The organism is Arthrobacter sp. yr096, from assembly GCF_900108925.1.
Lineage (GTDB): Bacteria > Actinomycetota > Actinomycetes > Actinomycetales > Micrococcaceae > Arthrobacter.
The window spans coordinates 207,708-232,867 of sequence record NZ_FNYI01000008.1; the positions used below are offsets into that span (position 1 = coordinate 207,708).

Below are 25,160 nucleotides of genomic sequence, written 5' to 3' on the forward strand. Positions count from 1 at the left end.
TGGGTTGGCTTGCGGTGCGGGCTGGCAGCGCGGCTGTTCGTGTGGTTACGGCGCTGGGTGGGCTTGCGGCTGTTTGTGTGGTTACGGCGCTGGGTTGGCTTGCGGTACCGGGTTGGCTTGCGGTGCCGGCTGACAGCGCGGGCAGAAGTAGATGTCGCGCTCTTCTGTTCCGTCCGGGCCAGCCAGGAGACCACGCCGTATGGTGGTGCCGCAACGCCTGCACGGTTGGCGTTCCCGGCCGTAGACCCAATAGCCGGGCCTCATGGCGCGTGGACCCAACGTGCTTCGGCGTCCGGGACCAAGGTTTTCTCCCAGCAGACGCTTGGCATCGTTGACCGTTTTGGCCAGGTCCGGAACTTCCCCCACCGGCAGGGCTGGGTGGATACCCGAGAGATAGCAGGATTCGCAGCGGTAAATGTTGCCGATTCCCGCAAGCTTCCGCTGATCCAACAGGGCGAAGCCGACTGTGACATCCGGTTCAGCCCGTAGCCTGCGCAGCGCTTCTGCCTCGTCCCAGTCAGGACCCAGGAGGTCCGGGCCGAGGTGTCCCACGATCTTGCTTTCTTCCGCAGTCGGCACCACTTCCAGAATGCCCAGGGAGAACCCCACCGCGTCCGCCGAGGCCGTGCGCAGAACGCATCGTGCCGTATGGCCGGGTTTGGTCCAACGGCCACCTGGCGGATAGATCATCCAGTTGCCTTCCATCTTGAGGTGGGAGTGGATGGTCAGTTCCCGGGGTTTCCTGCTGGCCCCGGGTTCCTCATCAACGGGCCCGGCCAGCCGCATGAGAAGGTGCTTGCCTTGCGGGACCACTTCCGTCATGGTCCAGCCCGCCAAATTGAGGGTGGCGAAGCGCGGTACACGGAAGTCAGAGGCCGTGATGGTTTGCCCGGCCAGAGCCTCGTTCAGCCGCGACGCAGCGCGCCAAATGGAATCACCTTCAGGCACGGATCCGCAGTCCCTTCGGAGTGGAGTAGGCGCCCGCGGCCGCCAAGGCCACCGCAATGGGTGTCTCCAGGAGGTCGTGTCCGTTGACCTTTTCCATGAAGAGCTTGTCCACTGCTCCCCGCCGGACCACGTCCACCAATGCCTGGGCAGCGACTGTCAGCACTGCCTCGTCCGTGCTGAAGGTGAGGAGTGTCTTGCCGCCACGTTCCACATAAAGGATCAACGCGCCGTCGACCATCACCACCAGCGCACCGGCTTTCCGTCCCGGGCGGTGCCCCGATCCGGCGTCGACGGATAGTGCCGGCCAGGGAAGTGCGGCGCCATAAGGATTGGCGGGGTCTGTTGCAGCCAGGGCCAGCGCGGACGGCTCCGCCTTGGAAATGCGGGCATCCTCCGTGAAGGACCTCAGCCGGTCCACGGTCGCTGGGACGGCGAACTGGGCAGCCCCCAAGTGTTCTATGAAGTAGCCACGGCGGCATCGTCCGGCTTCCTCCAGCCGGGCCAGCACTTTATACATGAGGCCGAAGCCGCCAATGATGTTCTCTGCCATGACGGAACCACGGGTCACCACTCCATACCTGTCCAGCAACAACTCGGCGGTGCCACGGGCGTGGATGGTGGGGTCCAACTCCGGCGCCGGCAATGCAGACCATCTGCCCACGGCAGAGGGCGGTGCTGGTGCAATGCCGCCTGACACCGAGCCGTAGCGGCCACCCGTCAGTCCGGGTGACCCCAGGAGACCGGTCCCATGGGAACGGCCCAGCCTGCTCATGCGCGGAGCCCGTGCCCTGGGCGCTTTGGCTACCTGCCGGTGCGCTGTTTTTCCGCCCGCGATCATGGCACGCACCGGGGCGAAGGTATCTCCGGTGACGCGCCCGGCCCAGACCAGATCCCACAAGGCAGTGACTACGGCGTCGTCGCTGAGCACCGCGTCCATGCCGCCAGCCACGTCCGTGAGTTGCCGGAAGAAGTACCCGCCGCCCGCGCTGAAGTGTTCCAGAAGCCGTTGTTGGGCGTCGCCAGGCTCAAAGTCGGGGGCGGGATTGAGGGTCAATTCCGCGGAGTCGGCAACATGGAGGCTGATCCAGCCGTCGTTGCCGGGCAGGGACCCGGCACCGGACCAGAGGAGCTCGCCGGCTGCCATCAGTTCGTCGAGCATGGCGGGTTTGTAGTCCGCCACGCGGCTGGCGAGGACCAAGGGCTCCCAGGCGGACGCTGGAATGGGCACCCCGGAGAGTTGGTCCACGGCCGTGATGATGCCATCCAGCCCTCGCAAGGCCTGACTCCTGGACTTGCCGGGTGAGGTCACGTTCTGCCATGCGGGAAGGAACCGCCCGTAAGCGGACGTGTCCACAGGCTCCACTTCTGCCCGCAGCGCAGCGAGCGAGCGGCGCCGGAGTTTCCGGAGGACCTCAGCATCACACCACTCGCTGGAGGGCGGTGCGTCAAGGGTCATGAGTTCTGAGTCGGCGGGATCAACGGCCTGGGGTTCGGCGACGGCGTGCGGACGGAACTCGCCCTCCACCACCCGTCCTTCCCCGGCCAGCCGCTTGAGGGCCGTGGTGACCACCGCCACGCCAAGGCCCAGCCTGGTGGCAGCCTCAGATGCAGTGAAAGGTCCGTGCGTGCGGGCATACCGGGAAACGAGGTCACCCAGGGGATCGCTGACTGGTTCTATGAAGGCGAGCGGCACACCCATGGGCAGCGGGACACCGATCGCGTCGCGCAGCCGTGCCGCGTCCTCAACTGCCGCAAAGCGCTCGACGCCGCCGATGGTGACCTTGAGTGCGCGGTTGGCCTTCTGCAGGGCGGCGAGGTGGGCGCCGGCGTCGAGAACACTCCCATGGGGTGTCACCGGAAGGGCTTCCTCGAGGTGCTCGGTGCCGTCGAGCTGTTCCTGGACTTCGTGACGGAGGCTGGTTTCGGACGGCTGGGCGGTTTCAGATTGCGCCACTTCGGGGTGTTGAGCCGCTTCAGGCTGAGCTACTTCGGGCTGCTGGGCACCTTCGAGCCGTTGAGACACTTCCTCAACACTGAGTGGGCCGAGCAGCCGCAGGAGATCCGCGACGCCTTCCATCCCGCGGACCCGCCGGTCCGGCGCAAGGCGCTGCAATTCCCTTTCGGTGGAATCGATGACGGCCGCGTCCAGCAGCTCCCGCAGTTCCACGCGGCCCAGGAGTTCATTGAGGAGCGTGGAGTCCAATGCGAGTGCAGCTGCCCGGCGTTCGGCCAAGGGGGAATCGCCCTCGTAGAGGAACTGGGCTACGTAGCCGAACAGCAACGACTTGGCGAAGGGGGAGGGCTGTTGAGTGGTGGTCTCCACAATCCTGAGCTCACGCCGCTCTACCGATGCCGCAATGTCTTTGAGTGCGGGAAGATCGTAAACATCCTGGAGACATTCGCGCACCGTTTCCAGCACGATGGGGAACGACGGGTACTTACGGGCGACATCCAGCAATTGGGCAGAGCGCTGGCGTTGCTGCCAGAGAGGCTGCCGTTTGGCCGGGTTTTGGCGGGGCAGGAGAAGCGCACGTGCGGCGCATTCACGGAACCTCGAGGCAAACAGTGCGCTGCCGCCAACTTCTGCCGTGACGATGTGCTCGAGTTCCTCGGGGTCAAAGAGGAACAGATCGGCCCCGGGCGGCTCGTCCTCCATCATGGGCACGCGCAGCACGATGCCGTCATCTGCCGCCATGGCCGAACCGTCCAGGCCGTAGCGCTGTTGGAGGCGTTGGCCCACGGCCAGGGCCCAGGGCGCGTGAACGGGCATGCCGAAGGGGCTGTGGAGGACCACACGCCAGTCGCCCAGTTCGTCGTGGAAGCGTTCCACCACCAGGGTCCGGTCGCTCGGAACGATCTCCGTGGCTTCCTTTTGCTCCCTGAGGTACTGGAGCAGATTACTGGCAGCAAAGGCATCCAGACCGCTTGCTTGGCAGCGTTCCATGGCAGGGGCTTCGTCCGCGGCCGAGAGTTCCCGGATGAAGGCACCCAGTGCGCGGCCAAGATCCACAGGACGGCCCAGGGAGTCGCCTTTCCAGAACGGAAGCTTGCCGGGTTGGCCAAACGCGGGGGACACCAGCACGCGATCGTGGGTGATGTCCTCAATTTTCCAGCTGGTAGCGCCGAGCGCGAAGACATCACCTACCCGGGATTCATACACCATTTCTTCATCGAGCTCACCAACCCGGCGTCCGCCCTTGGCTGCACGCGCCGACGCCGTGGGTTCACTCCCATCCGCGCTTGCGGGGGAGGACGAGCCCTCAACCTCGGTGCCGATGATGTACACGCCGAAGAGTCCACGGTCCGGGATAGTGCCACCGGAAGTAACGGCCAGACGTTGGGCGCCGGGCCGGCCTTCGATGGTTCCCGCGTGCCGGTCCCAGATGATGCGCGGCCTGAGCTCGGCGAACTCGTCGGATGGGTACCGGCCCGCCAGCAGGTCCAGGGTGGCCTCGAAAGCTGAGCGGGGCAGACTGGCAAATGGTGCAGACCGCCGTACGGTGCTGAACCAGTCCTCCACATCGATGCTGCCCAGGGCCGTGGCCGCGACGGTTTGCTGCGCCAGGATGTCCAGTGGATTGGTGGGGATGCTCAATCGTTCGATTTGCCCACTCAGCATGCGTTCCACGGTGACGCTGGTATGGAGGAGGTCGGCGCGGTGCTTGGGGAAGAGCACGCCTTCGGAGATTTCGCCCACCTGGTGCCCTGCACGGCCCACACGTTGGAGGCCACTGGCAACAGATGGCGGCGACTCCACCTGGATCACCAAGTCCACGGCACCCATATCGATTCCAAGCTCCAGCGATGATGTGGCGACAACACAGCGCAGCCGGCCGGATTTGAGGTCGTCCTCGATCATGGCCCGCTGGTCTTTGGACACTGAACCGTGGTGCGCACGGGCCAGCACCGGATCCGCGCCCGTGGTGCTGCCGGCCTGCGCCATCATGTGTGCCGGCGTTGCCGTGGATGCTGGGACGTTTGGTGCCGCAACCCCGGAGTTCTCTTCAGAAGCCGCCCATTCACCGCCGCCCACAGCCATCAACTGCCGTTCCGCGTAAATTTCGTTGAGCCGGGCCGTCAGCCGTTCCGAGAGCCGGCGGGAGTTGGCAAAGACGATGGTGGACTGCTTGGACAGGACCAGATCGACAATCTGTTCCTCCACATGCGGCCAGATGGAAGCCTGGGGCTGCAGCCCGGAGGCGGGCCCGGAATCGAAGGCCCCGGCAGCACCTTGGAGATCCGACATGTCCTCCACAGGCACAGTGACTGTGAGGTTCCAGTTCTTCTTGGACGGCGGTGCCACGATCTCCACGGGTGCCTGGCCTGCCAGGAACTGTGCCACCAACTCACGGGGCTGGACTGTTGCCGAGAGGCCGATGCGCTGGGCAGGCTTGGGCAGGAGGGCATCAAGCCGCTCAAGGGAGACAGCCAGATGCGCACCCCGTTTGGTGCCTGCGACAGCATGCACTTCATCGATGATGATGGTGTCCACTTCGCTGAGCGTTTCGCGGGCGCGGGACGTCAGCATCAGGAACAAGGATTCCGGCGTAGTGATGAGGATGTCAGGCGGGTTGGTCAACAGCGTTCGGCGATCTGCCGCCGTCGTATCTCCCGAACGGACGCCGACAGTCACCAGCGGTGCCGGCAACCCCAAGCGCTTGGCGGTTTGGGTGATCCCGATCAGTGGTGCGCGGAGGTTGCGTTCCACATCCACGCCCAGCGCCTTGAGCGGCGAGATGTAGAGGACGCGTGTTTTGGTCTTGGGGCGTTTGGCGCGGCCCTTGCCGTTGGCGGGGACGGTCTCAAGTCCAGGCAGGGTGTCTGTGGGAGTGGAATGCAGGCGATCCAGGGCCCAAAGAAAGGCTGCGAGGGTCTTGCCGGAACCGGTAGGAGCCACAACAAGGGCGTGCGATCCCGAGGAGATCGCGTTCCACGCCCCATCCTGCGCCGGAGTGGGCTCGGAAAAAGCGCCGAGGAACCATTCCCTGGTTGCTTGGCTAAAACGGCTGATAGCGCCATCCGACGCTTTCGGCTCCTGCATTCCTCCATCATGCCCCACGGCTCCGACAGAATAAGCCGGAGCCGTGGGGAGATGCTCAGACTGCTTGGAACGCGGTGATGGTCAGGAGCTTGATACCTGCGTTGCTGCAAGCATCGTGGGGTTCCGCGATGAACAGTGACGCAGTGTCATTCGGCGGGTAGATCCGGAACCCGGCCGCAGCCACCTTGGTGCAATCGCCGTAGTTGCCGGCCTGCGTGTACCGGATTTCAGCCCAGGCAGACTTGCCAGGAGCAAGCTCGATTTTTGTGACCGGCGTTGTGGTTTCGCGGGTGGCCGGTTCGCCGATCGGTTCACCAGCGGCGTCGGCAGTCAAGGAGACCCCGGCGAATCCTTCCAGGATGCAGGGGGCCGTGCCGGAGTTGGTGAGGATCAGCTTTTCGTAGATGCTGCCGGCCGCGCCGCCGCCGGTGGAATCCGTGGCCGCGGTCAGCGAGTCAGCTTTGCAGAGACCGGGGGCGGCAGGGGCGGCGGACGTCGCTGTTGGCGAGGGAGACGGAGTGGTGGTTGCCGTTGCTGAAGACGAGGCCGACGCAGACGGGGTTGATGAAGTGGGCGGGGCACTGCTTGTTCCCGCCGGGCTGGGGCTGGGCCCACAGGCCGCAAGAAGCAGCAGTGAAGCGGCTGCCGTCGTCGTGACAAGTCCGGTTTTGATGCGCTGAGTCCACATGGGCACCAGCCTTGCTGCGGGTGTGACGGGAGTCAATTCAGCCACGGGCAAGGGTGCGGATTGGCGCCCGGATTGTGATCTTCCGGGCGCCAATCCAGCGTCAGTTACTTGGAGTCGACCTTGGCGACTGCCGGCTTGGCGGAACGGCTGCGGAAGAACGCCGCGCCGCCCAGGCCGAGTCCGGCGATGCCTGCGATCAAGCCCGCCCAGCTACGTGCCTGCGAACCGTCGTCGGTCACGGCTGCAGCTTGTTCCGTGGACTCGGTGGATGCGGCGTGGTGGTCACCCGCGGCATCGGCCGGGGTGATCGCGATGGCCGGTGCGGGCGACTTCAGGTCATCCTCGCTCTGGCCGTCTTTGGGGATCTCGATCCAGTCCGTCTTACCCGTCTCGCAGGTCTGGTACGTGGGGAAGTAGATAGTCTTGCCGGCGGCATCCGGCAGCTTGACCGAGAGCACCAGTGCATCACGCATGTGCGGATCAAGCGGTGCCTTGGCCGTGTAGACGATCTGGCTGGTCCGCTTGGTGATGGACGTACCATCCTCCAGTTTCCTGGGCTCAGTCAGGTTCTCTGTGACCTTCTCCACCGTCCAGTTGGCGTTCACGGTGGGTGTTGCGTCGGTCAGTTCCTCAGGCAGGCTGATGGCAACCTTGGTGGTGCCGGACGTACCGCAACCGTGGGGAACACCAAACGTGAGCAGCGCATAGGAATTGGCGGCAGTCTTGTTGGGATCCACGGAAACGTGAGCGGATGCTCCTGCGATTCCCGCCATCATCAGGGCAGCTGTGCCACCAGCGACGGCGGTTGCGGACAGGGTACGGCGGAGCGAGGACTTCTTCATGGGATTGCCTTTCGGGGGCGCCCATTGAGGGGCGCGGGGTACGGGTTGTGGGCCCGTCACCATGCAAAGGCTTTGCGGTTGCGGCGCGCAGTGGCGTCACGTTGGTGCCGGGCGGAATTAAGGAAGTACGACGACGGCGGGCGGGCCTCGTCGGCTGTCTTGCCTTAGGTTCCGCCAGGGGCGGGGGATGAAAACGTCAGGTGCGCCTGCAGCCAGCGGCGAGGCACCGGCGTCGGGCCTGAACACCAAGGTGGGCAGGGAGAGCAACGGACGCAGCCACGCGGCGAGCTGCCACAGCGCGTCCTCGCCCTTGGCCAGGACGACGGCGGAAGCAAGGGTGGCCAGGATGTGACTCAGCAACATCAAGGCGCCGAAGGCTGTCCCGAGCTCATGGGTGTGGGTCGCTGCGATATCCATCCCGGGGTTCAGGGATTCGCCACCGAGGTGGTGGTTCCCTCCTGGACCGATGGCCGTGATGGGGCTCAGGGCAGTGAAGGCCTCGTGAAGCGCCAACTGTCCTGCGCCCAAAAGCATCGTCATGGTGACGACGTTCAGCTTGAAACGCGTGGCCAGCGTTGTGGCCAACGCCGTCAATGCGACGAGCGCCAGCATTACTGGGGTAGTCGGAAGCGCTCCACCACCCACCACGTGTGCCCCGGCCGCGAGGAGCACTATCACCAGGGCGATCGCACTTGATCGCAGAGCATGAAAAGGTGCCCGAATCTGCGTTCTACGCACGGGTCCTCCCTCTTCTCTGCGGCCGCTGCCTGATTGTCAGCGTCTTGATTCTATCGGGAGTTCGGTGCCGGTCTGGCCTCGGATGGGTGCGTATGTGGATAGTGACGCCGAGGAGTAGCTCTCACGGCTTTGGCACCGTGAATGTCGTGGGATCTAACCCCTCGCGCGCCGCACGAACGTAGCTTCAGGCGGTTCGGGAACGCGTGGTGAGCCCGCAGGCGAACGTCGACGGCGGAGCTCAAGTTTCAGGCTCTCCTCACCGCGCGCCATGGCCCAGTGGTGATTGGCGGAGAAGGCGGGTTTGAGGAGCCAGCTCAGGCGGCGCAGGAGGGGTTTGGCTGCGCTGACCCGCCAGTCGTAGGTGATGACGACTTCCGGGCCGTCGGTCTGGAACGTCCAGCGGCCTGTGCCGTTGAGATCGCCCTTGGCTGTCAACGCGAAGCCGTCCAAGGTGACTGGTTCGGTAACAGTGAGGCGCCATTTCAGGGTGTAGGGGAGCCACCCCTTGGTATGGAGGTCAAAAGAAGCGCCAACGCCGTCGGGGCCGCCGTGGGCCACGGGCGTGACTGTGAGGTAGACGGCGGGCCACCATTGTTTGAGCGTCCCGGCGTTGCCCAAGACGTCCACTACTTCCTCGCGGGTTCCGGCGACGCGCCACACCGTGACGAACTCGTAGTCGGTGCTCTTGCCTGTTCGCTTGGCCATTGTTGCCTCCACGGTCCGCGTCGGTTCCGAGGGTGTCATCCGGCATCCGGGCTTAATCTACTCCTGGACGCGCCGAAGGGTTAGGTCTCACGGCTTTGAGAGTGCTGAGATCCCGCCGCGGCGACGGGACAGTTAGGCGATGGGACAGTTACTCGCCAGCGTTCTCCCGCGATGTAATGCCGAAAGGCGTGGACTGGAGCTCAGTGAAGTTTCCGACGCTTGCCCGCACCGTGCACTGTGGCGTGATCTGCAAGGCCGTCACTGTGAGCCCTGAGCTGTCCACTGCCAAAGCACCGCCGCAGCCGTCGGAGAATCGCACGCCCTTTTCACCGCCGGTGACAGCGGAGAGCATTTGCGAAGGTTTGCCTGAAGCGGGGCTGACGTAGAGCGGATTGAGTTCATCGGCCCCGCCGGCCCACACGGGAACCAGAGTGATTTTCAAGGGGCTGGGCGTTACCACCCGGGCAGGCGTCCGCACCTCCACACCCTTTAGTCGTTGGACGGGGTAAGCGGTGCCTTTGACGGCAGGATCCTGGGTGGCTGCCGTGGTTGCCTGGGACGCGGCGCGCAGCCACCCGTCCAATGCCTTCTGGTCTGCGGGTGCCACCGGCACCTTGGCGGTCAGCTGCACTGACCCGCCGGCGGGGAGCTCCACGCCGGACAGTTTCCAGCCGCAGGCCACATCCACGCCGGTGACGGAGGCCTGGTTACGGCTCACGGTGCCGCCATCCCACGTCACAGCGGGGCATGATTCTCCATCAGCCAGCCCCGGAATGACCTCGAGGAACTCACCAGACAAGGGCGCCTTCTGCGCCGAGTAGGACACCGTCAAGCGGACCTGGCCGGACGACGGCTCATACGTGGCACTCCGGGAAATGGTGAGCCCCGTGGGTAGGGCCGGGTCTTGCAACTGCGCCGACACCTGCTGTCCGGGAAGCGTGGGGGCGGCCTGCTGGGTGGTGGGGGACAGGAGAACGAAGCCCACTACCATCGCCACGATCAGTAAGACCGCGCCACCGGCAAGGAGCAGCGCTTTGCGGGTCCGCCAAAACGGGGTGGCCTCCTTCTCCCTTGGCCGCTCCTCCGCCATCGGCCGGATTTCGCGGCGTGGCATGGGGCGGGCAATGGTGGCGCTGCCGGCTTGCCCGAGGTCCGGGACCACGGCCTCGACGTCGGCAGGTGGGGTCGCCGCAAAGGCCGCGAGTTCGTCATCGGTAAAGGCGCCGCGCACCACCGTGGCAGGACGTTCGACGTCGTCGAAATCTTCGGGGGCTTCCCCCCGGGCGATGGGACTGCTGCCCGCAAGGCCGGGTGCCAGCCTCCGGAGCGTCGAAGCCGCCTCACGGGCAGTGGGGCGGGAAGCAGGATCCTTGGACAGCAACTGATCGAGGACGCCCCACAGTTCGTCGTCCACGGGAATCCGCGGCGGACGTGCGGAAACATGGCGGTATGCAACGCTGAAGTCCGTGCCGGGACCCGCGAATGGAGTCCGTCCGGCAAGGAGCTCGTACAGCAGGACGCCCGTGGAGTAAATGTCGCCGGGAGGCCCGGACCGGCCTTGGCTGATGAGCTCGGGAGGCATGTACTGCGGAGTGCCAATAAGTCCGGTGGTCTGGCGGATTTTCTCGCCCACGACGTCGGAAATTCCGAAGTCGGAGACCCTGACGTCCCCGACTTCACGCTCGGACCACGGACGGGCGAGGAGCACATTGTCCGGCTTGATATCCCGGTGGGTTACCCCGCGCGAATGGGCGAAGGCGAGGGCATCGAAGATTTCAGCGGCAACGTTCACGGCATCTTCGGGTGCCAGCGGTCCGGCTTCCTGGACCATGTCACGCAACGAGCCGCCAGCAACGTAGTCCATGACGATGGCGAGCCGTTCACCCTCAACCACCATGTCCCGCACCGTAACGATGTGGGAGTCCTGCAGTCCCAACAGCACGGATCGCTCGCGGACAAACCTCTCCACCAGGGATGGATCATCGGCATGCTCCGGACGCAGCACTTTGGCCGCCAACGTCCGGCCGTCCGTCGAAGTGACAGTCCAGACCTCGCCAACAGCTCCGGAACCCACCCGTTCGCCGAAGCGGTAAGAGGCCCCGAGCGCCTGCCCCGTCTGTGCCAATTGCATGTCCGTACTCTCCAAAGCTATCGATCTGATTCCCAAGGCCATCCAGGGCAGGGCGCCTGCTGCCCGTCCGTTCAGCTCCCGGGGCTTACCGACTGGATGAGCGATATTTGCCCGCCCACCCCTACGTACCCGCGTCCGGCTGTCATCGCCACGGGTGCCTTCCGTGGAAGGCTGGTACCCAGCAGCTCGCCGTCGTAATTTACGTCCGGCTGGAGCAGCACGCCAAGGCGCGATTTACGCACGGTCTTGGTCCAATGGCTGTATAGCCCACGCAGGTCAGTCGCCCGCCCGGCCGCGATGATGCACAGCCCCGGCGGCCCGGAGGCCACGATCCCCGCAATGGACTGGTCCGTGTCCTCGAAACGCTCGGCGTCGTCGATCAGCAGGAACACCGGACCACGCTCGATCCGCAGGGAGGCGAGCAGCGCCGGCACCTCGTCCGCGCCAACGGCCACCCTGTCCAGGCTGGCGGTGGCCAACGGCGAGCGGCGGTCGCAGATGCCCCAAACCTGGGCCGGACCCCTGGAGGTGGCTACGCCACTAACAGCCTCGGCCAAGGCCAGCAGCAAAGTGGACTTGCCCGAACGGGCCGGCCCGGCGATCAGTGCGTGCTCGCCTTCATAGATTTCCAGGAAGGCCGGCGCGAGGTCTGTTTCACGGATTCCCACAGGGATATGCCACGGCTCGGTTTCCAATTGTGGCTTGACGCCCAAATCCGCCATGGTGACGTCAGTAGGCAGGCTCCGGATCGCGGTGGTCTTCGCGGGGGCATCTGCCCAGCCTTGCCGCACGCGATCCACGGCGGACTCGATCCCGATCCCAGGCGTTGCAACGTGCATTTGCAGAGAGGTGCGAGGGTCCACGCATCGCCCGGGGAGTGCCGCGGGGACATTCTTGGACCGCACGCCCAGCGAGGAGTAGTCGTAATTATCGGCGAGCCGGAAAAGCCACTTCTGGAGCGTTACTTCATTCATCACCGAGGGGACCGCTTTGGCGCGGGTGGTGGTCACGGCGAAGGACAGGCCAAGAGCCGGGCCGTCGGCGTAGGCGCGGTACAGCAGGCCCAGAAGTTGCTGCCCTTCAAAGTCCTGGAATTCGTCACGGAGGGATGCCAGGCCGTCAAGCAGCACCACCATGCGGCGATGCGTTCCCGGCGCCGCGCGGCGGCTCTCCAGTTCAGTGCTCAGATGACGCAGGAAACGCGCTTGCTGCTCTTTGGCTCCGGCCCCCGTTCCGACGTATGCCATGGTGTGCGGCAGGCGTTTCAGCATCTCAAGATCCCCGGAGCCCATGTCCAGAATCATCAGATCCAGATCGGTTGGATCTGTCTCCCGTGCAAGCGCCAACGCGATGGAAGCAAGGGTTGTGCTTGTGCCGGAGCCTGCCACACCCATCAGCATCAGGTTGCCCACGGACATGTCCCATCCGGCGGCGGATTGACGCTGCAGTTCAGGCTCGTCCAGCAGGGCCACCTGGACGGTTGACCCATTGATACGGCCCACGGTCGGAAGGACCCCGGGGGACCCATCCACAGCAGCGGCTTCCACCGCGAAACCCTCAAGCTCTACCCGTTCGCCGAGGGCCTCGGGCCACACCTGCCGCGGTGGGGCGTAGCCGGCCTCGCTGTTGGCCTCCACAACGGCGTCGATGAGGAGATCAAGGTCGTTCTCGTCAACCGCTGCGGATCGTGGAACCGCCGGTGCCGGAGCAGGGACGCCGAACTGACGGATGTCGCGAACATCGACGGCGGGACCGCCGTCGAACTGTGCCTGACCGGTGACCAGCGCGGTCTGAACCGGCGTGATGTCGTCCTGGCCAAGTTTCACAAAGGCGCGGCCCATCTGCGCCCTGCCGATGGCAGAAGCGGCGGGTACTCCGATGACGTTGTTGGAATCATCACGGCTTTGGACACGCAACGCCACCCGCAGGTTGGTGTTGGCGAGGATGTCGTCGCTCACCACACCAGCCGGACGCTGCGTAGCCAGGATCATGTGGACTCCCAAGGTGCGGCCCACAGCGCCGATGCTGACGAGGGCGGTCAGCACATCCGGGAAATCCTTGGCCAGCATGGCGAACTCATCCACCACCAGCAGCAGTCGTGGCATTGGTTCGGCCGGGTTCGTGGCCAAGTAGGCGTTGAGGTTGTCGATGCCCTCGCCTGCCTCCGCGAAAACCCGCTGGCGGCGCTCCATCTCCGCTTCCAAAGCGATCAGGGCGCGGTCCGCCAGTTGTTCGTCCAGATTGGAGATGGTTCCGATGGTGTGCGGCAGGCGCTCGCAGGCCTTGAAGGCGGCGCCACCCTTGAAGTCAACCAGGATGAAGTTCAGACGGGTCGGATCGTTGCGGGCAGCGAGGCCGGCAACGAGCGAGCGCAGGAACTCGGACTTTCCAGATCCGGTGGTGCCGCCCACCAGTCCGTGCGGACCGTCCTTGACGAGGTCCAGTGTCAGCGTCCCGTTTTCGCCGGTGCCTATGGGTGTGGAGACACCAGTGGAGGCCTGCCACATCCGGCGGATTGTCGCCGCGTCGGGGCGCTCGTACCCCAGCAAGCCGGGCAGTCGGACCAGCGGGGGCAGGGACGCCCCGGGGACACTGAGTTCGGGATCATCGAAGTGTGCCAGCCGTGTGGCGCAGCGCAGGGCCTCTTCCTGGTCGAGGCCCGCCAGGATGACGTCTTCCACCCGGGTCAGGTCCTCCGGTTGGTCCACGGTGGCCGCAGCATCGGCCCCTACCCTGATGATGGTGGTGCAAGACGCCGGCAATTGCTCCTCGGACGTGGCGATGACGATGCCCGCCACTCGCGGCGGGCGCTGCTGCGGGTTGATGTGGCCGCCCGGGACGGAACGGCCCATGCCGAGCAGTGCCCGTGCCGGGGCGTCCCTGCCTTCAGTGAGGACATCGGAATCGAGGACCACCATAAGAGCGGGCGTGGGCAGTTCTTCCACAGAGTCCTTGAGGGTGCGCAGCATGGCCAGGCTCGTCTCGCGGTGTGCGGACATCCATCGCTCGCCGGTGCTGCTGCCCGTTTGGCGGGTATGGGGAAGCCAGGACGCCCATTCCCACTCATCGGCCCGGCCGGCATCACAGAAAACACCGATTGTCAGATCCGCAGGACCAACGTGTACCGCGGCCTGGGCTACCAGGGAGCGGGCCAAGGCCAAAGCGCCGTCCCGCGAGCCAACGATGCCCACCACGCCGGCGTCGGTCAGGTCCACCAGGACGGGAGCGGCCAAGAGACGGGCTGCTGTGAGGGATTCCCTGACTTTTTCGTCGGGACGCGAGCCGGCAGCCCGGTCCACCTCAGGCTTCCACGGCACGTCACCGGTGCCGGCATGCAGGGCCAGGAAGTCGTCCGAGTCCGCACGGCGCTGCCACAGCGAGGTGGCCGGAAGCGCAGGACGACGAACAACGGTGGCGGGATCGGGGACCATCCGGTGCCTCCGGGCGGTTTCCACCTCAGCGGCCGTACGGATCTGCTGCTCGAACTCCTGGAGGGCTCCGTCAAAGCGCTCTGCCTCTTCCTCGAGTCCGCGGGCGTGGCGCCGCTTCTGCTCGAACCACATACCCACCGCCATCACGGGACTCAGCATGGCGAACATGGCGAAGCGCATGTCCCTCAGGATCATCACCATCGCAACAGCCATAACCAGCGGCGCCAGCACCGTGATGTAGCTGAACTTGTTGGCCGGCGGCACGTCTTTGCGGCTGGGTGGGACCAGTGGATCGCCAGCCGGGGCGCGGCCGGGTCGCGGAGGTCTGTTGAAGGGAGCGGTCGCTGCCGGCGTCAGGTTGTGCAGGCTCCCCGGAGCGGGAGCAGGTGTCTCCTCCAGGGTTGGCCGGAGGAGAAGGACCGTGCCTCCTGCCGTGATGGTGGCTGTCTGAGTGACCAGGACACCGTCCTCGCCCACGGGTTCGCCATTGACCAAGGTGCCGTTGGTGGAACCTCCATCCACCACCCGCAATCCGTCCTCTTCGCGGCGAAGGCGGAAGTGATCCCACGACGCACTTTCGGTGGGGAGGCTGAGATCGGCCTGGGGAGACCTGCCAACGAGCATGTCGCGCCCCTGCGGAACGTCCACCACACCACCGGTACGCTGACCACCGGCCAGCGTCAGGCTCCACCCCCGTACGCGGTCCGGAACAGGCCAGGGCGCTCGCGAGATGCGGCTGCCTTCCAGCAGAATCAGTTCGGAGAGTGGCGTGGCACCCCGGACCTCTGTCTCATTGACGAACACCGGCTCGTCCGGCGAAACCCTGGGCCCGCCGGCGGCTTCCACTAAGTCGGACAGCGTGATGGCGGGCGCAGCATGGGCAACCTCGCACTCAAAACGACGATCGTCCAAGTCGATAAGCACACGCACCAGGGCGCTCCTCCTGTAGTGGATCTGTTCCCTTCAGACGTGGGGACAGAAAGATTGGGTTAGGGGCTGGCTGGCGCCGGGACCCAGACGAGCCGCGGGGCGTTCTCATCCGCCGGACGGAGACCGAGGTCCTGAGGGGATGCGTAAACCGGGGTTGCTTCAGCGGTGAGCGCCTGGGATTGCGAGAAGTCCAATGTCGGTCCGGCGAGGCCTTCTCCGGGACCGAAGGACATGGTGCGAAGAGACGCTGCCACCTTCGACGGATCGTTGCTCCCGGCCAGGGCGCCTGCTCGGACCAAGGCCACCACAGCATCGTGACTGCGTGCATCCGCGGCCCAGGCGTCCGCCGAGAACGGAGTATCGTCCGTCAGGTTCTTGATTTCCGGATTCCCGGTGGCCAGTCTGATGCCGGCGAGGAATGCTGACATTCCCCGCCCTTGGGCGTCCTGCTGGAGCGCGACAGCGTCGCCGGTTGCCGGCGCAATGCTGACCAGCTGTCCTGAAGCAGTGCCGTCCAACTCCGAAAGCGAGGACGCGAACGCGGGGGTAGTGGCGCCGTCGGGAAGTATCAGCGGAACTGACACGTCGCGTGACTGGAGAGCTTGGACAAGCCGGGCCAAGCGTTGCGGGGTGGCTGCAGACACCACAACAGCGTCTGCGGGGTTGGCAATCCGGGTTCCTTCAGCGTCTGCCGGCGCATCCTTGGACGGCGGCCGAAGCTGGTCGCCTGTACGGATGGCGGCTTCCTGGGCCAAACCGGACACGTCGGAGAAGCCATCCAGTGCCAGTGTGTCAGCGGGAGTGACGGACGCCGGGACCTGACCGCCGTCGCTGACCAGCAGCACCCGGCTCTTGCCGGCAAGTGCGGTGCCCAGGCCGGCCTGGACAGAGGCCGCCGTCGGTCCGGTGGTCCACGTGGTTTGAGCTGGCTCCGAAGCTTCCGAGTAGGGCAGGATGACGGGCAGGCCCCGCTCCTCAGCGGCCTTCGCTGCTGCACGGGCTTGCGGCCCTGTGCTGGCAACGAGAACGCCGGACACACCCTGCTCGGCGAGGGTTGCAACGGCAGCACGGGCCCCGTCTTCGGTACCTTGGTCGTTTTGGGTGGGGAGGGCGACTGTCGACCCGCCTTGGGCGAAGCGCTGTCCGGCAACTATGGCACCCTGAGCTGCGCGGTTGTACTCGGAGCCAGGTTCGCCGGACTGGCCGAACGTCATGACGACGCCGATCGAGAAGTCCGCCGGCAGGCCGTCAGCCTTGAGGGCGACCGGAACTGTTGCGGCCACAGGATCGGGCCGGGGTGCTTCCGTGGGGCGGTTCAGCGTCATGGTCAGGACCACGGCAGCAGCAATAACGACGGCGGCTCCCGCAGCGATCAGGGCGAAGAGACGGTTCCGGGGGTTCACGCGTTGCCGCCGATCTTCAGTGTGTAGAGCGTCTGTGACGTCGCACCTGCCGGGACTTCGAGTTGGAACGGCGGGAGTTCATCCACGGCAGTGAGCGAGGCCTTGAACTGGGCCTGGCGCAACAGGAGTCCTGCAACGTCGCGGGAGCGGATGTTGGCGTAGCCCTCAGCATTCTGGGAGGCCAGGGCCAACTGGAAGTCCGCGGTGTCCGCTTTGGCCGCGCTGGTGGCCATGGAGCCGAGCAGGCCCGAGCCGTTGACCGCGCGGTCGCCAAGGTCCAGCATCACTTTGTTGAGGCTGGAGGCGAGAAGGGCGCTGGCACCTTCGACGTCGCGGGTGGAGCCGGACGTGCTGGACGCGATGTTGTCCAACGAGGACTGCGTGCTCTTGGACAGGGCGGCTGTCAAGTCACCGCTCTGCCCCAACAGCTCGTCCCGCTGTTTGTTGACCGTCCCCTCGGCATCCTTCACAACGTCGTCCGAGGTGGACTTCAGCCCGGAAATGGACCGGTTGAAGGCTGTGGTTACGGCTTCAGAGCTGGCATCGCCGATGTCGGCAACCTGACGTACCTGTTCGCCCACGGTTTTGTAGACCTCGGCAGCAGTTTCGGCAGAGACGTCGCGGAGGGATTCCTTGATCTTTTCGCCAAGGCCGTCCTGCTGCTCTTTCAACTTCGCGAGTGCGGTCGTCACTGTTCCGGAGGAGTCAATCGCGTCAGCGAGTGCAGCATCCAGCGCCTCAAGTCCCCGTTTGGTGCCGTTGACGTTTCCTGTCGCGGCGCCGTCGAGCGTTTTGACGGCTGACTTGATGGCCTCCAGTTTGGTGTCGGCGTCGTCGAAGGTGGCCTCCAATGCCGAGAATGCCTGGCCGATCGCTTGGTCGGCGGCGCCGGTGTCGGTGGCTGCAAGGACCTGGTCCCAGGCAGTTGACTGGCCTTCAAGCCGCACGTCCAAAGGCTCCTTGAACCCCGGCGGCGGATTCAGGGCAGGTGAGGGATTTCCGTCCTCATCAGTCGGTTCGCACGGCACTGACGTCAAATAGGAACGCAGCCGCTCCACCTCCTTCGCGGACAGCTTGCCCTTGCCGGGGAGGAGGCCATCATCGGAGAGCTTGCACAGCTCATCCGCCACCTTCTGGTTCTGCTGCAGCATGGAGCCGTTCAGCCAGGTTCCCTGACCGAGTTCGCCCTTGGCCGCCTTGGCATTGGTGGCGATGGCGAGCAGTTTCTGCCGGAGCGTATCAATGCTGCTTTGCGCTGCGGTAGCCGCTTTGCGGGTCGCGGCTGCAGTGTCGGAGGCTGACTTGATGGCTGTATCCAACACCGCGAGGGCTTTGGTGTAATCCTCCGAGGTCCCGGAGCCGTCAAGCATCGCACCGAGGTCGGTGCGCACTTTTTCAAGTGCGACGGCGGAAGTCGCCTGGTCTTTGATCGCGCCTTCGACGACCTGTGGCTGGAGACCGGAGACGAGTTCGTCGCCTTTTTGCACCAGGCCCAGGAGCGCGCCGGTCACGGTCACAGCGGAACCATAAAGAGAGCAGGTCATGGAACCCTGCTCAGCGCACTCCGCAGGCGTGGGGTTCTCGGGTCCCATGGTTGCTCTAAGGGCACCGGCGACGGTGTCCCGGCAACTCGCGCTGACCTTCGCGTAGGCATCCAGCTGTGAGGACATCGTGAGAACGCTGGAGTACACGGTGGCCGCAGGCGCTGCCTTGGCCACCTCGGCGGTGCAACCGTCACCGGTGATGGGAGAGACCGGGGGCGTGGCGGACGTGTCACCCAGCATCGCGTCCACGGCGGAGACCGTCAGCTTCAACTGGGACATGGTGGTGGATTGGGTGGCGGTGGTTGACGACTCCAAGTCAGTGCCGAGAACCTTCAGCTGCTGCTTCAGGTCTGACATCGTTGCAGCCAGAGCCTGCGAGTTATCGCGCAGTTCACCGGCTGTCTTGGCGCCGAGGGTCTGTGACGTTGCCTGCAGGTTCCGGCGAACCTCGGTGATGGTTGACCCGGCCTTGGCCAGGACCGTGTTGACGTCTGATACCAGTGAGATCGTCCGGCGCTGCAACTCCATTTCCGAACCTGTCCCGGAGGAGAAGGCGCTGGAGAGCACGCCGTTGGCACTGAGGTCCGTGTTGAGGCCGGGCTGAACAGCGACGTCGAATTCGGGAACCTGGAAGTCCTTAACGTCTGCGGCGAGACGCAGCGTCGTGCTCGCCCCGGAACGTGGTGGAGCCAGGACTGTGGCCCATTGGACAACTGTGGCGCCGTCTTCGGTGCTGCTCAGGACGCCGTTGGTACCTGTGGTGCCGTCGGCTGATCCGGGTGTTACGTCGTCCGCCCGGATGCCCGGGAGCTTGGTGGACGCAGCGATGGTCAGCGAGGCGCCTACCAGTGCGGTGTCAGAGCGGGCCTGGCCGGCGGCGTCGTACTGAATGGTCTGTGGTTTGACGGTGAGGTTCTCAAGCGTCAGGTTGATCTCTACCGGGCCCGTGTGGCCTTTCAGTTCGGCGAGATCGGAACCCGATTTCTCGCCGGCACGGTACTGGAGGCTCACGCGCACCGGGAGTTCGCCCACTACTTGGGCGGTGTCATATGTGGTGTTTTCCGCCGAGGAGTCACCCGCAGCGGACACAGAGATGGTGGTGCCTTCAATCTTCTGCACTCCGGCGGCTGGGGACAAGCCCACACGGACGCTCTGCAGGAGTTTGACGGGGTTGGCCACCGGCTCTGGCTCGGGAGTCTGCGTGCACGACGTGGTCGCGATCAATCCCAGGGCAACCAAAGCGATGCCTAATGCGCGGCCCGGGGGGATGCGACGCCCCGGGTGGTGCTGGTTAAAACTAGCCTGCCTGGGCATGGATCGTCCCCTCATTCGTTCACGGTGCCTTGAGTATCATACGGGGTTGCGCTCACGAATGGATAAATCAACCTGCGGGCATATCGCCGCAGGTCACAGTCCTTCACGCAGGGGAAACGTTATTTCTCTGTTTGTTGGATTTATTGGGTGGTGTTGGTAGTTTAGGCATCGTCTGGTCGCCTGGGTTTGTTTGGCTTGGGTGTTGCGATTGTTCTTATTGGGAGGAAAGTTCTATGTCGCGTGTGTTGTCTACTGAGCAGGCCAAGGCTGCTATCGGTCAGGTGCAGTCGATTATTACTGGTGGGTTTACAGATCAGATTTCTGCGTTGGATGCGCAGGGTCGTGTGTTGTCGGATCCGAATGTGTGGGATGGGCCGTTGGCTGCTGAGTTCCGGGGTTCGACGTGGCCGGAGACGAAGGCTGCGTTGGATAAGGCCAAGGAGGAGCTGGAGCAGTTGCGGGGTCAGTTGCAGAAGATCTCGCAGGATATTTTCTCTGCTGGTGGCGGGGCCTGATTCCTTTTTGCTGTGAGTGTTAGGGCCGGGTGATCGTGCCGCGTTGGGGCCGTTGGGGCCGTTGATGCGTGGTGTGGTTGCCCGGCCGCTGCGCTGTCTGTTGGTGTCGGCTCGTGTAGCGCGTGCCTGGTTGTGTGATGCCGGTGTTCTTGTGGTGCCGGGTTTGTGTGGGTTGTTGGTTTTGTTCGCGTTCTTGTTCAGTGGGGGGCTGTGGTTGTGACCGAGTTCGTTGAGATGCCGTTGTTGCCGGATTCCGGTTTTGCTCATGGTGGCCGGTTTGTGTATGGGGTTGCCGAGGCGGTGAAGGGTGCTTTTGAGTCTGCAGCGTCGCGGGTTGTGGAGCATTCTGGCTCGCGTGCCCCGTTGGTGACGGGGGCGGGGGAGGATTTCCGGGGGCATTTTTCGGAGGTGTTTGCCGCGAACGCGGCCACGGCGTCCCGGGACGCGGAGTCCCTGGCCTCGGCGCTGCGGACGGTGGCCGGGTATGTGGGGACCATGATTTCCGAGGCGCGGGACGAGGATGACCGGCGTCGGCGGAACAACGAGTGGGTGCGCCGGCATAACAACCGCAACATCGGCGATCACATTCATGACTTTTTCAATGGTGAGGAACCGCGGCCGACTATGGAGCCGGGCAGTGCGCCGTCGTTCCCGTCGGAGTCCCCGGTGTCGGGAGCGCGGGAGACCCCTGGCCCGGGTGGCGGGTTTGGGGGCGGGGTCTCCTCGGCCCGCCCGGAGTCGTTGCGGAGTTTCGCGGCGGGTTCGCGTGGCCTCGATGACGGGATCGCGTCGGTGCCGGGGTCCTTGGAGTCGGAGTTGTCTTCGTTCGCGGACCGGTGTGGGTGGGGCCGGATTAACGCTGCTGGTGTGGTGAGGGCGTTCCGGGAGTATTTGCGGTTGAATGAGGCTGATGCGGCGTGGGCGGTGGTGGTCGCGGACGCGTTTGCTGCCGCCGGCAGCGAGGGGGCGGTTTCGACCCTGTCGGACGCGGCGGTGAACGAGGCGTTGGCAGCGGCGGGGGTTTCGGGGACCCGGACGGGCCTGGTCATTGACCCGCCCACCGCGGCCGGGGCGATGCCCACTTCCGGGTATGCCAATGATCCGGTGAACACTGCCACGGGGAACTTCATTGAACCCGAAACAGATCTCGGGTTCGCCGGGGCCGCCTCGGATTTGGCGGTCACCAGGATGTATAACTCCCTCGGCTCCGGGCTTACGGGTGACGGGGTGTTCGGTCCGGGGTGGGCCTCGGTCCTGGACCAGCACCTGGTGATCACTGATGAGGGTTGCCGGTGGGTGCTGGCTGACGGCCGAGCGGTGGACTTCCCCCGCGAAGGGGCCGGCTGGGCCCGCGCCGTCGGGGAGAATTACTGGCTCACCCAGGAGCCGGTCACGACACCGTGGTTGGCGGAGCTGTCCTCCGTCCCGGAGGGTGTTTCCGAGGTGCTGGTGGTGCGGGATAACCAGGGCGGCTGGTGGGCTTACACCACCGCCGGGGTGTGGCTCGGGACTGGGGCAGGACCCGGCCGGACCATCTCCGCCCACCGCAGTGACGTGGTCGATAGTGGTGGGCCGGGGGCGGTTGACCGGTTGGTGCATGCGCGGGGCCGGTTTGTGGAGATCGACTACGTTGACGGTGTGGTCGCGGTGGTGCGGGGTTCGGATGGGCGCCGGGTCGAGTACGGGTACGACGCCGAGGGCCGTTTGGTCACGGTGGGATCGGAGACCGGGACCCGTACGTATCGGTGGAACGAGGCCGGCCTGATCGGTTCGGTGGTCTCGGCCGCGGGGGTAGTGGAGGCCGAAAACAGCTATGACGAGGCCGGCCGGGTGGTTTTGCAGGTCACGCAGCATGGGCGGCGGACGAGGTTCGCGTATCTGCCGGGCCGGGTCACGGTGGTTTCGGATGAGGACGGGTCCCGGTCGAACTCCTGGGTCGCCGATGCGAAGGGCCGTCTGGTGGGGGTGTTGGACGCGGAGGACCGGCGCCAGTCCATGTCCTATGACGGGCACTCGAATCTGGTGTCGTTGACCGAGCGTGACGGCGCGGTCACGGTCCATGGTTACGACGCCCGGGGCCGGAAGATCCGCACCGTCACCCCGGAGGGCGCGGACCTGACCTATGGCTGGGACGGGCAGGACCGGATCACCACCCTGGTCACCGCGTCCGGTGCCGTCGTGACCTATGAGTACGCCGATGACCTCTCCCGGGACCCGTCCGTGATCGTGGACCCGCTGGGTGGCCGGACCGTGCTGGTATGGCGGGACGGGCTCCTGACCCAGGTCACGGACCCGGTGGGGGTCACGATCAGCTTTGAGTACGACACGTTCGGGGACCTGACCGCCACCCGACACGCGGCCGGTGACACCGCGAGGATCGTCCGGGACCAGGCCGGCAGGCCGGTGGCCGCGCTCACCCCGTCGGGGGCAGAGACCCGGTTCAGTTACGACGATGCCGGGGTGCTGGTGCGCCGCCAAGATCCGGACGGGGCGGTGTGGGCGTTCGAGCACGACACCGCGGGCCGGACCACGGCAATGATCGCCCCGGATGGGGGCCGGACCGTGTTCGAGTACGCCCCCAATGGTGAACTGGCCCGCACCACCGACCCGCTGGGCCGCAGTATCGAGCGGGTTGTTGATGAGCTCGGGAACCTCACGGCCGCGGTGTTGCCGGACGGGGCGTCGTGGGGGTTCACCCACGACAACCTCTCCCGGCTGATCGGCATCACGGACCCTGCCGGGCATGACTGGGTGCGGGAGTACGACACGGTCGGTGCCCTCACCGCCGTCGTGGATCCGACCGGGGTCCGGACCGGAGCGGTCACCGACCGGTCCAACGGGACCGCGACCCTGACCGACGCGTTCGCCACGAATACTTATAGTTTTGATGAGTACGGCCGGCCCACGAAAGTCGAGGCCGCGGACGGGTCCGCGGAGCTGGTGTCCTATGACGCGGCGGGGAACCCTGTCGAGTTGGTTGATGGTGAGGGCGGGTTGACGGTTCTGGGCCGTGACGTTGCGGGGAAGATCACCTCCATCACCTCACCCACGGGGGCGGTGACCCGGTTCGAGTACGACTCCTGCGGCCGGCCGTTCCGCAGTATTGATCCGGTCGGGGCGGTCACGGAACTGTCCTACGACGGCGATCAGCGCCTCACCGCGAGGAGATTGCCGACCGGGGAGGTCGAAACTTTCGCCTACGACGCGTGTGGCAGGTTGACCGCGAAGCACACCCCGGGGGAGGGGACGGCCCGGTACGGGTATGACCGGTGCGGGCGGCTGAGTTTCGCGCAGGATTCCTGGTACGGGACCCGCCGCTTCAGTTACAACGTGGCCGGGGAGTTGGTGTCCACGACGAATGGTGTCGGCGGAGAGACAAGGTTTGAGTACGACACCCGCGGCCGTCTCATCAAGATCACGGACCCGCTCGGTGGGGTGACCACCCGGACGTATACGGCCACGGACCAAGTCGACACGGTGACGGACCCGCTCGGCCGGGTCACGACCGCGACGTATGACCCGGCGGGGCGGCAGTTGTCGCAGACGGACCCGGACGGGCACATCACCACCTGGGCCTACGATGCTGCGGGACGGGAAGCGTCCACGTCGGTGGACGGTGCACTGATCGCCGCGATCGAACGTGACGTGGCTGGCCGGCGTGTGGTCATCACCGACCACACCGGCGGGGCGGGGTATGCGGTGGAGCAGGAGCTGTGCTTTGACCGCCGCGGCCTCCTCACCAGCCGCACCAACGGCACCGGGAACGGGACGCTGTCATGGGAGTATGACGGCGACGGGAACCGCACCGGATTCACCGACCCCACCGGCACCACCACCCGCTACACCCGCGACGCCGCGGGCCGGGTCACGGCCGTGTCGAACCCGTTGCTCGGGGACGCGGCCTTCACCCACGACCCCTCCGGACGGATCACCACCGCCACCGCCGGCCAATACACCCAGGAATGGGCGTACCGGGACGGGGCACTCGTCGAGCACAGCCGCGCCCACACCGATGACCCGGGCACAGCTGATGTGACACTCATCGGCCGCGAGGACGGTGGCCGGATCACCGCCCTGACCCGGAACGGGGTCACTACCCGGTACGGGTACGACAACGCCGGGCAACTGATCACCGCAACCACCACCACCGACAGCCAGAACGCGTCGGCTTCGGCTTCGGTGGTGGGGTGGGGGTACGACGCCGGTGGGCGGCTTCTCCGCGAAACCACCCCCACCGGGTCACGCACCTACAGCTACGACGCCGCAGGTCAGCTGTCGTCCGCGACGGAACCTGACGGTTCCCGGACGGAGTATGTGTATGACGGGTTGGGCCGTCGGGTGCGGGTGATCGACCCGGACGGGTCCTGGACCGAATACGCCTGGGGCCCCACCGGCTACCTCACCGGGACCGTCGAGAGGGACCGGGACGGGGCCGAACAATCCCGGCACCGGCTCCACGTTGACGCGCTCGGTGAACTTGCCACCGTGGACGAGACGCCGTTGTGGTGGGACACCGCAGCACCCGTGCCGACCCTCGCCGGTGCCAACAGCACCCAAATCCTGTCCCTGCCCGGCGGCGTCACCGGCATCGGCGACGCCTTCACCGCCCCGGGCTGGCGTGCAGCCCGCCCCACCGACCAGCACGACCCCTGGGCCGTCCTCGGAAACCCCACCACCCCCAACCCGGGCAGCCCTGGAGTTGCTAATGCGGGCTTCAGTAGTGTGTTGCCGTCCGGTATTACCCTGACCGCAGGTGGCGGGATCGATATCGCCGGGCTTGAATGGCTCGGTGCCAGGGCGTATGACCCGGCCACCCGGGGGTTCCTGTCCGCCGACCCCCTCGCCCCCGTCCTGGGAGCCGGCTGGGACGGTAACCCCTACTCCTACGCCGGAAACAACCCCCTCAACACCACCGACCCCACCGGCCTGC

General features: G+C 65.6%; 12 protein-coding genes. 2 read left to right on the forward strand and 10 right to left on the reverse strand.

The genetic code is table 11. The annotated features are described in order from the left end of the window. Positions 1–81: 81 nt before the first annotated feature. The 10 genes from BMY91_RS19285 to BMY91_RS19330 all read right to left on the reverse strand — a co-directional run bounded on the left by BMY91_RS19285 (position 82) and on the right by BMY91_RS19330 (position 19,715). Entirely contained in the window at positions 82–948 is an 867-nt protein-coding gene (locus BMY91_RS19285) for a DNA-formamidopyrimidine glycosylase family protein (RefSeq protein ID WP_090824841.1), read from the reverse strand. Further along, a complete protein-coding gene (locus tag BMY91_RS19290) occupies positions 941–5,989 on the reverse strand; it encodes an Lhr family helicase (RefSeq protein ID WP_090824843.1) in 5,049 nt (1,682 codons plus the stop codon). The genes BMY91_RS19285 and BMY91_RS19290 overlap by 8 nt, the downstream gene beginning before the upstream one ends. Before the next feature lie 55 nt (positions 5,990–6,044). After that, positions 6,045–6,677: a DUF4232 domain-containing protein gene (locus BMY91_RS23225; protein ID WP_175538730.1), complete on the reverse strand. Its 633-nt coding sequence runs from the start codon at positions 6,675–6,677 to the stop codon at positions 6,045–6,047. A gap of 104 nt (positions 6,678–6,781) precedes the next feature. Further along, the gene (locus BMY91_RS19300) at positions 6,782–7,519 is read right to left on the reverse strand and encodes a YcnI family copper-binding membrane protein (protein ID WP_090824845.1); all 738 of its coding nucleotides are present in this window, start codon (positions 7,517–7,519) and stop codon (positions 6,782–6,784) included. Positions 7,520–7,636: 117 nt separating this feature from the next. After that, complete coding sequence (locus BMY91_RS19305) at positions 7,637–8,257, reverse strand: hypothetical protein (RefSeq protein ID WP_090824847.1); 621 nt, start codon at positions 8,255–8,257, stop codon at positions 7,637–7,639. A 153-nt stretch (positions 8,258–8,410) separates the two neighbouring features. Beyond that, positions 8,411–8,962, reverse strand: coding sequence for an SRPBCC family protein (locus BMY91_RS19310; protein WP_090824849.1), 552 nt, complete (start codon positions 8,960–8,962; stop codon positions 8,411–8,413). 148 nt (positions 8,963–9,110) lie between these two features. After that, on the reverse strand, positions 9,111–11,093 hold the full coding sequence (locus tag BMY91_RS19315; RefSeq protein ID WP_090824851.1) for a serine/threonine-protein kinase: 1,983 nt from the start codon (positions 11,091–11,093) through the stop codon (positions 9,111–9,113). Positions 11,094–11,164: 71 nt separating this feature from the next. Continuing rightward, on the reverse strand, positions 11,165–15,454 hold the full coding sequence (locus BMY91_RS19320) for an FtsK/SpoIIIE domain-containing protein (RefSeq protein ID WP_090824852.1): 4,290 nt from the start codon (positions 15,452–15,454) through the stop codon (positions 11,165–11,167). Positions 15,455–15,513: 59 nt separating this feature from the next. Further along, positions 15,514–16,857: a type 1 periplasmic-binding domain-containing protein gene (locus BMY91_RS19325; RefSeq protein ID WP_090824853.1), complete on the reverse strand. Its 1,344-nt coding sequence runs from the start codon at positions 16,855–16,857 to the stop codon at positions 15,514–15,516. After that, the gene (locus BMY91_RS19330) at positions 16,854–19,715 is read right to left on the reverse strand and encodes a hypothetical protein (protein WP_090824855.1); all 2,862 of its coding nucleotides are present in this window, start codon (positions 19,713–19,715) and stop codon (positions 16,854–16,856) included. Before BMY91_RS19330 ends, BMY91_RS19325 begins: the two co-directional genes overlap by 4 nt. A 233-nt stretch (positions 19,716–19,948) precedes the next feature. Here BMY91_RS19330 and BMY91_RS19335 point away from each other — a divergent pair, with 233 nt between their 5' ends. After that, positions 19,949–20,230 carry a hypothetical protein gene (locus BMY91_RS19335; protein WP_026547649.1) on the forward strand — a complete coding sequence of 94 codons (282 nt, stop codon included), beginning with the start codon at positions 19,949–19,951 and terminating at the stop codon, positions 20,228–20,230. 216 nt (positions 20,231–20,446) lie between these two features. Continuing rightward, the coding region (locus BMY91_RS19340) for a DUF6531 domain-containing protein (protein ID WP_143054086.1) at positions 20,447–25,160 on the forward strand (4,714 nt) is incomplete at its 3' end.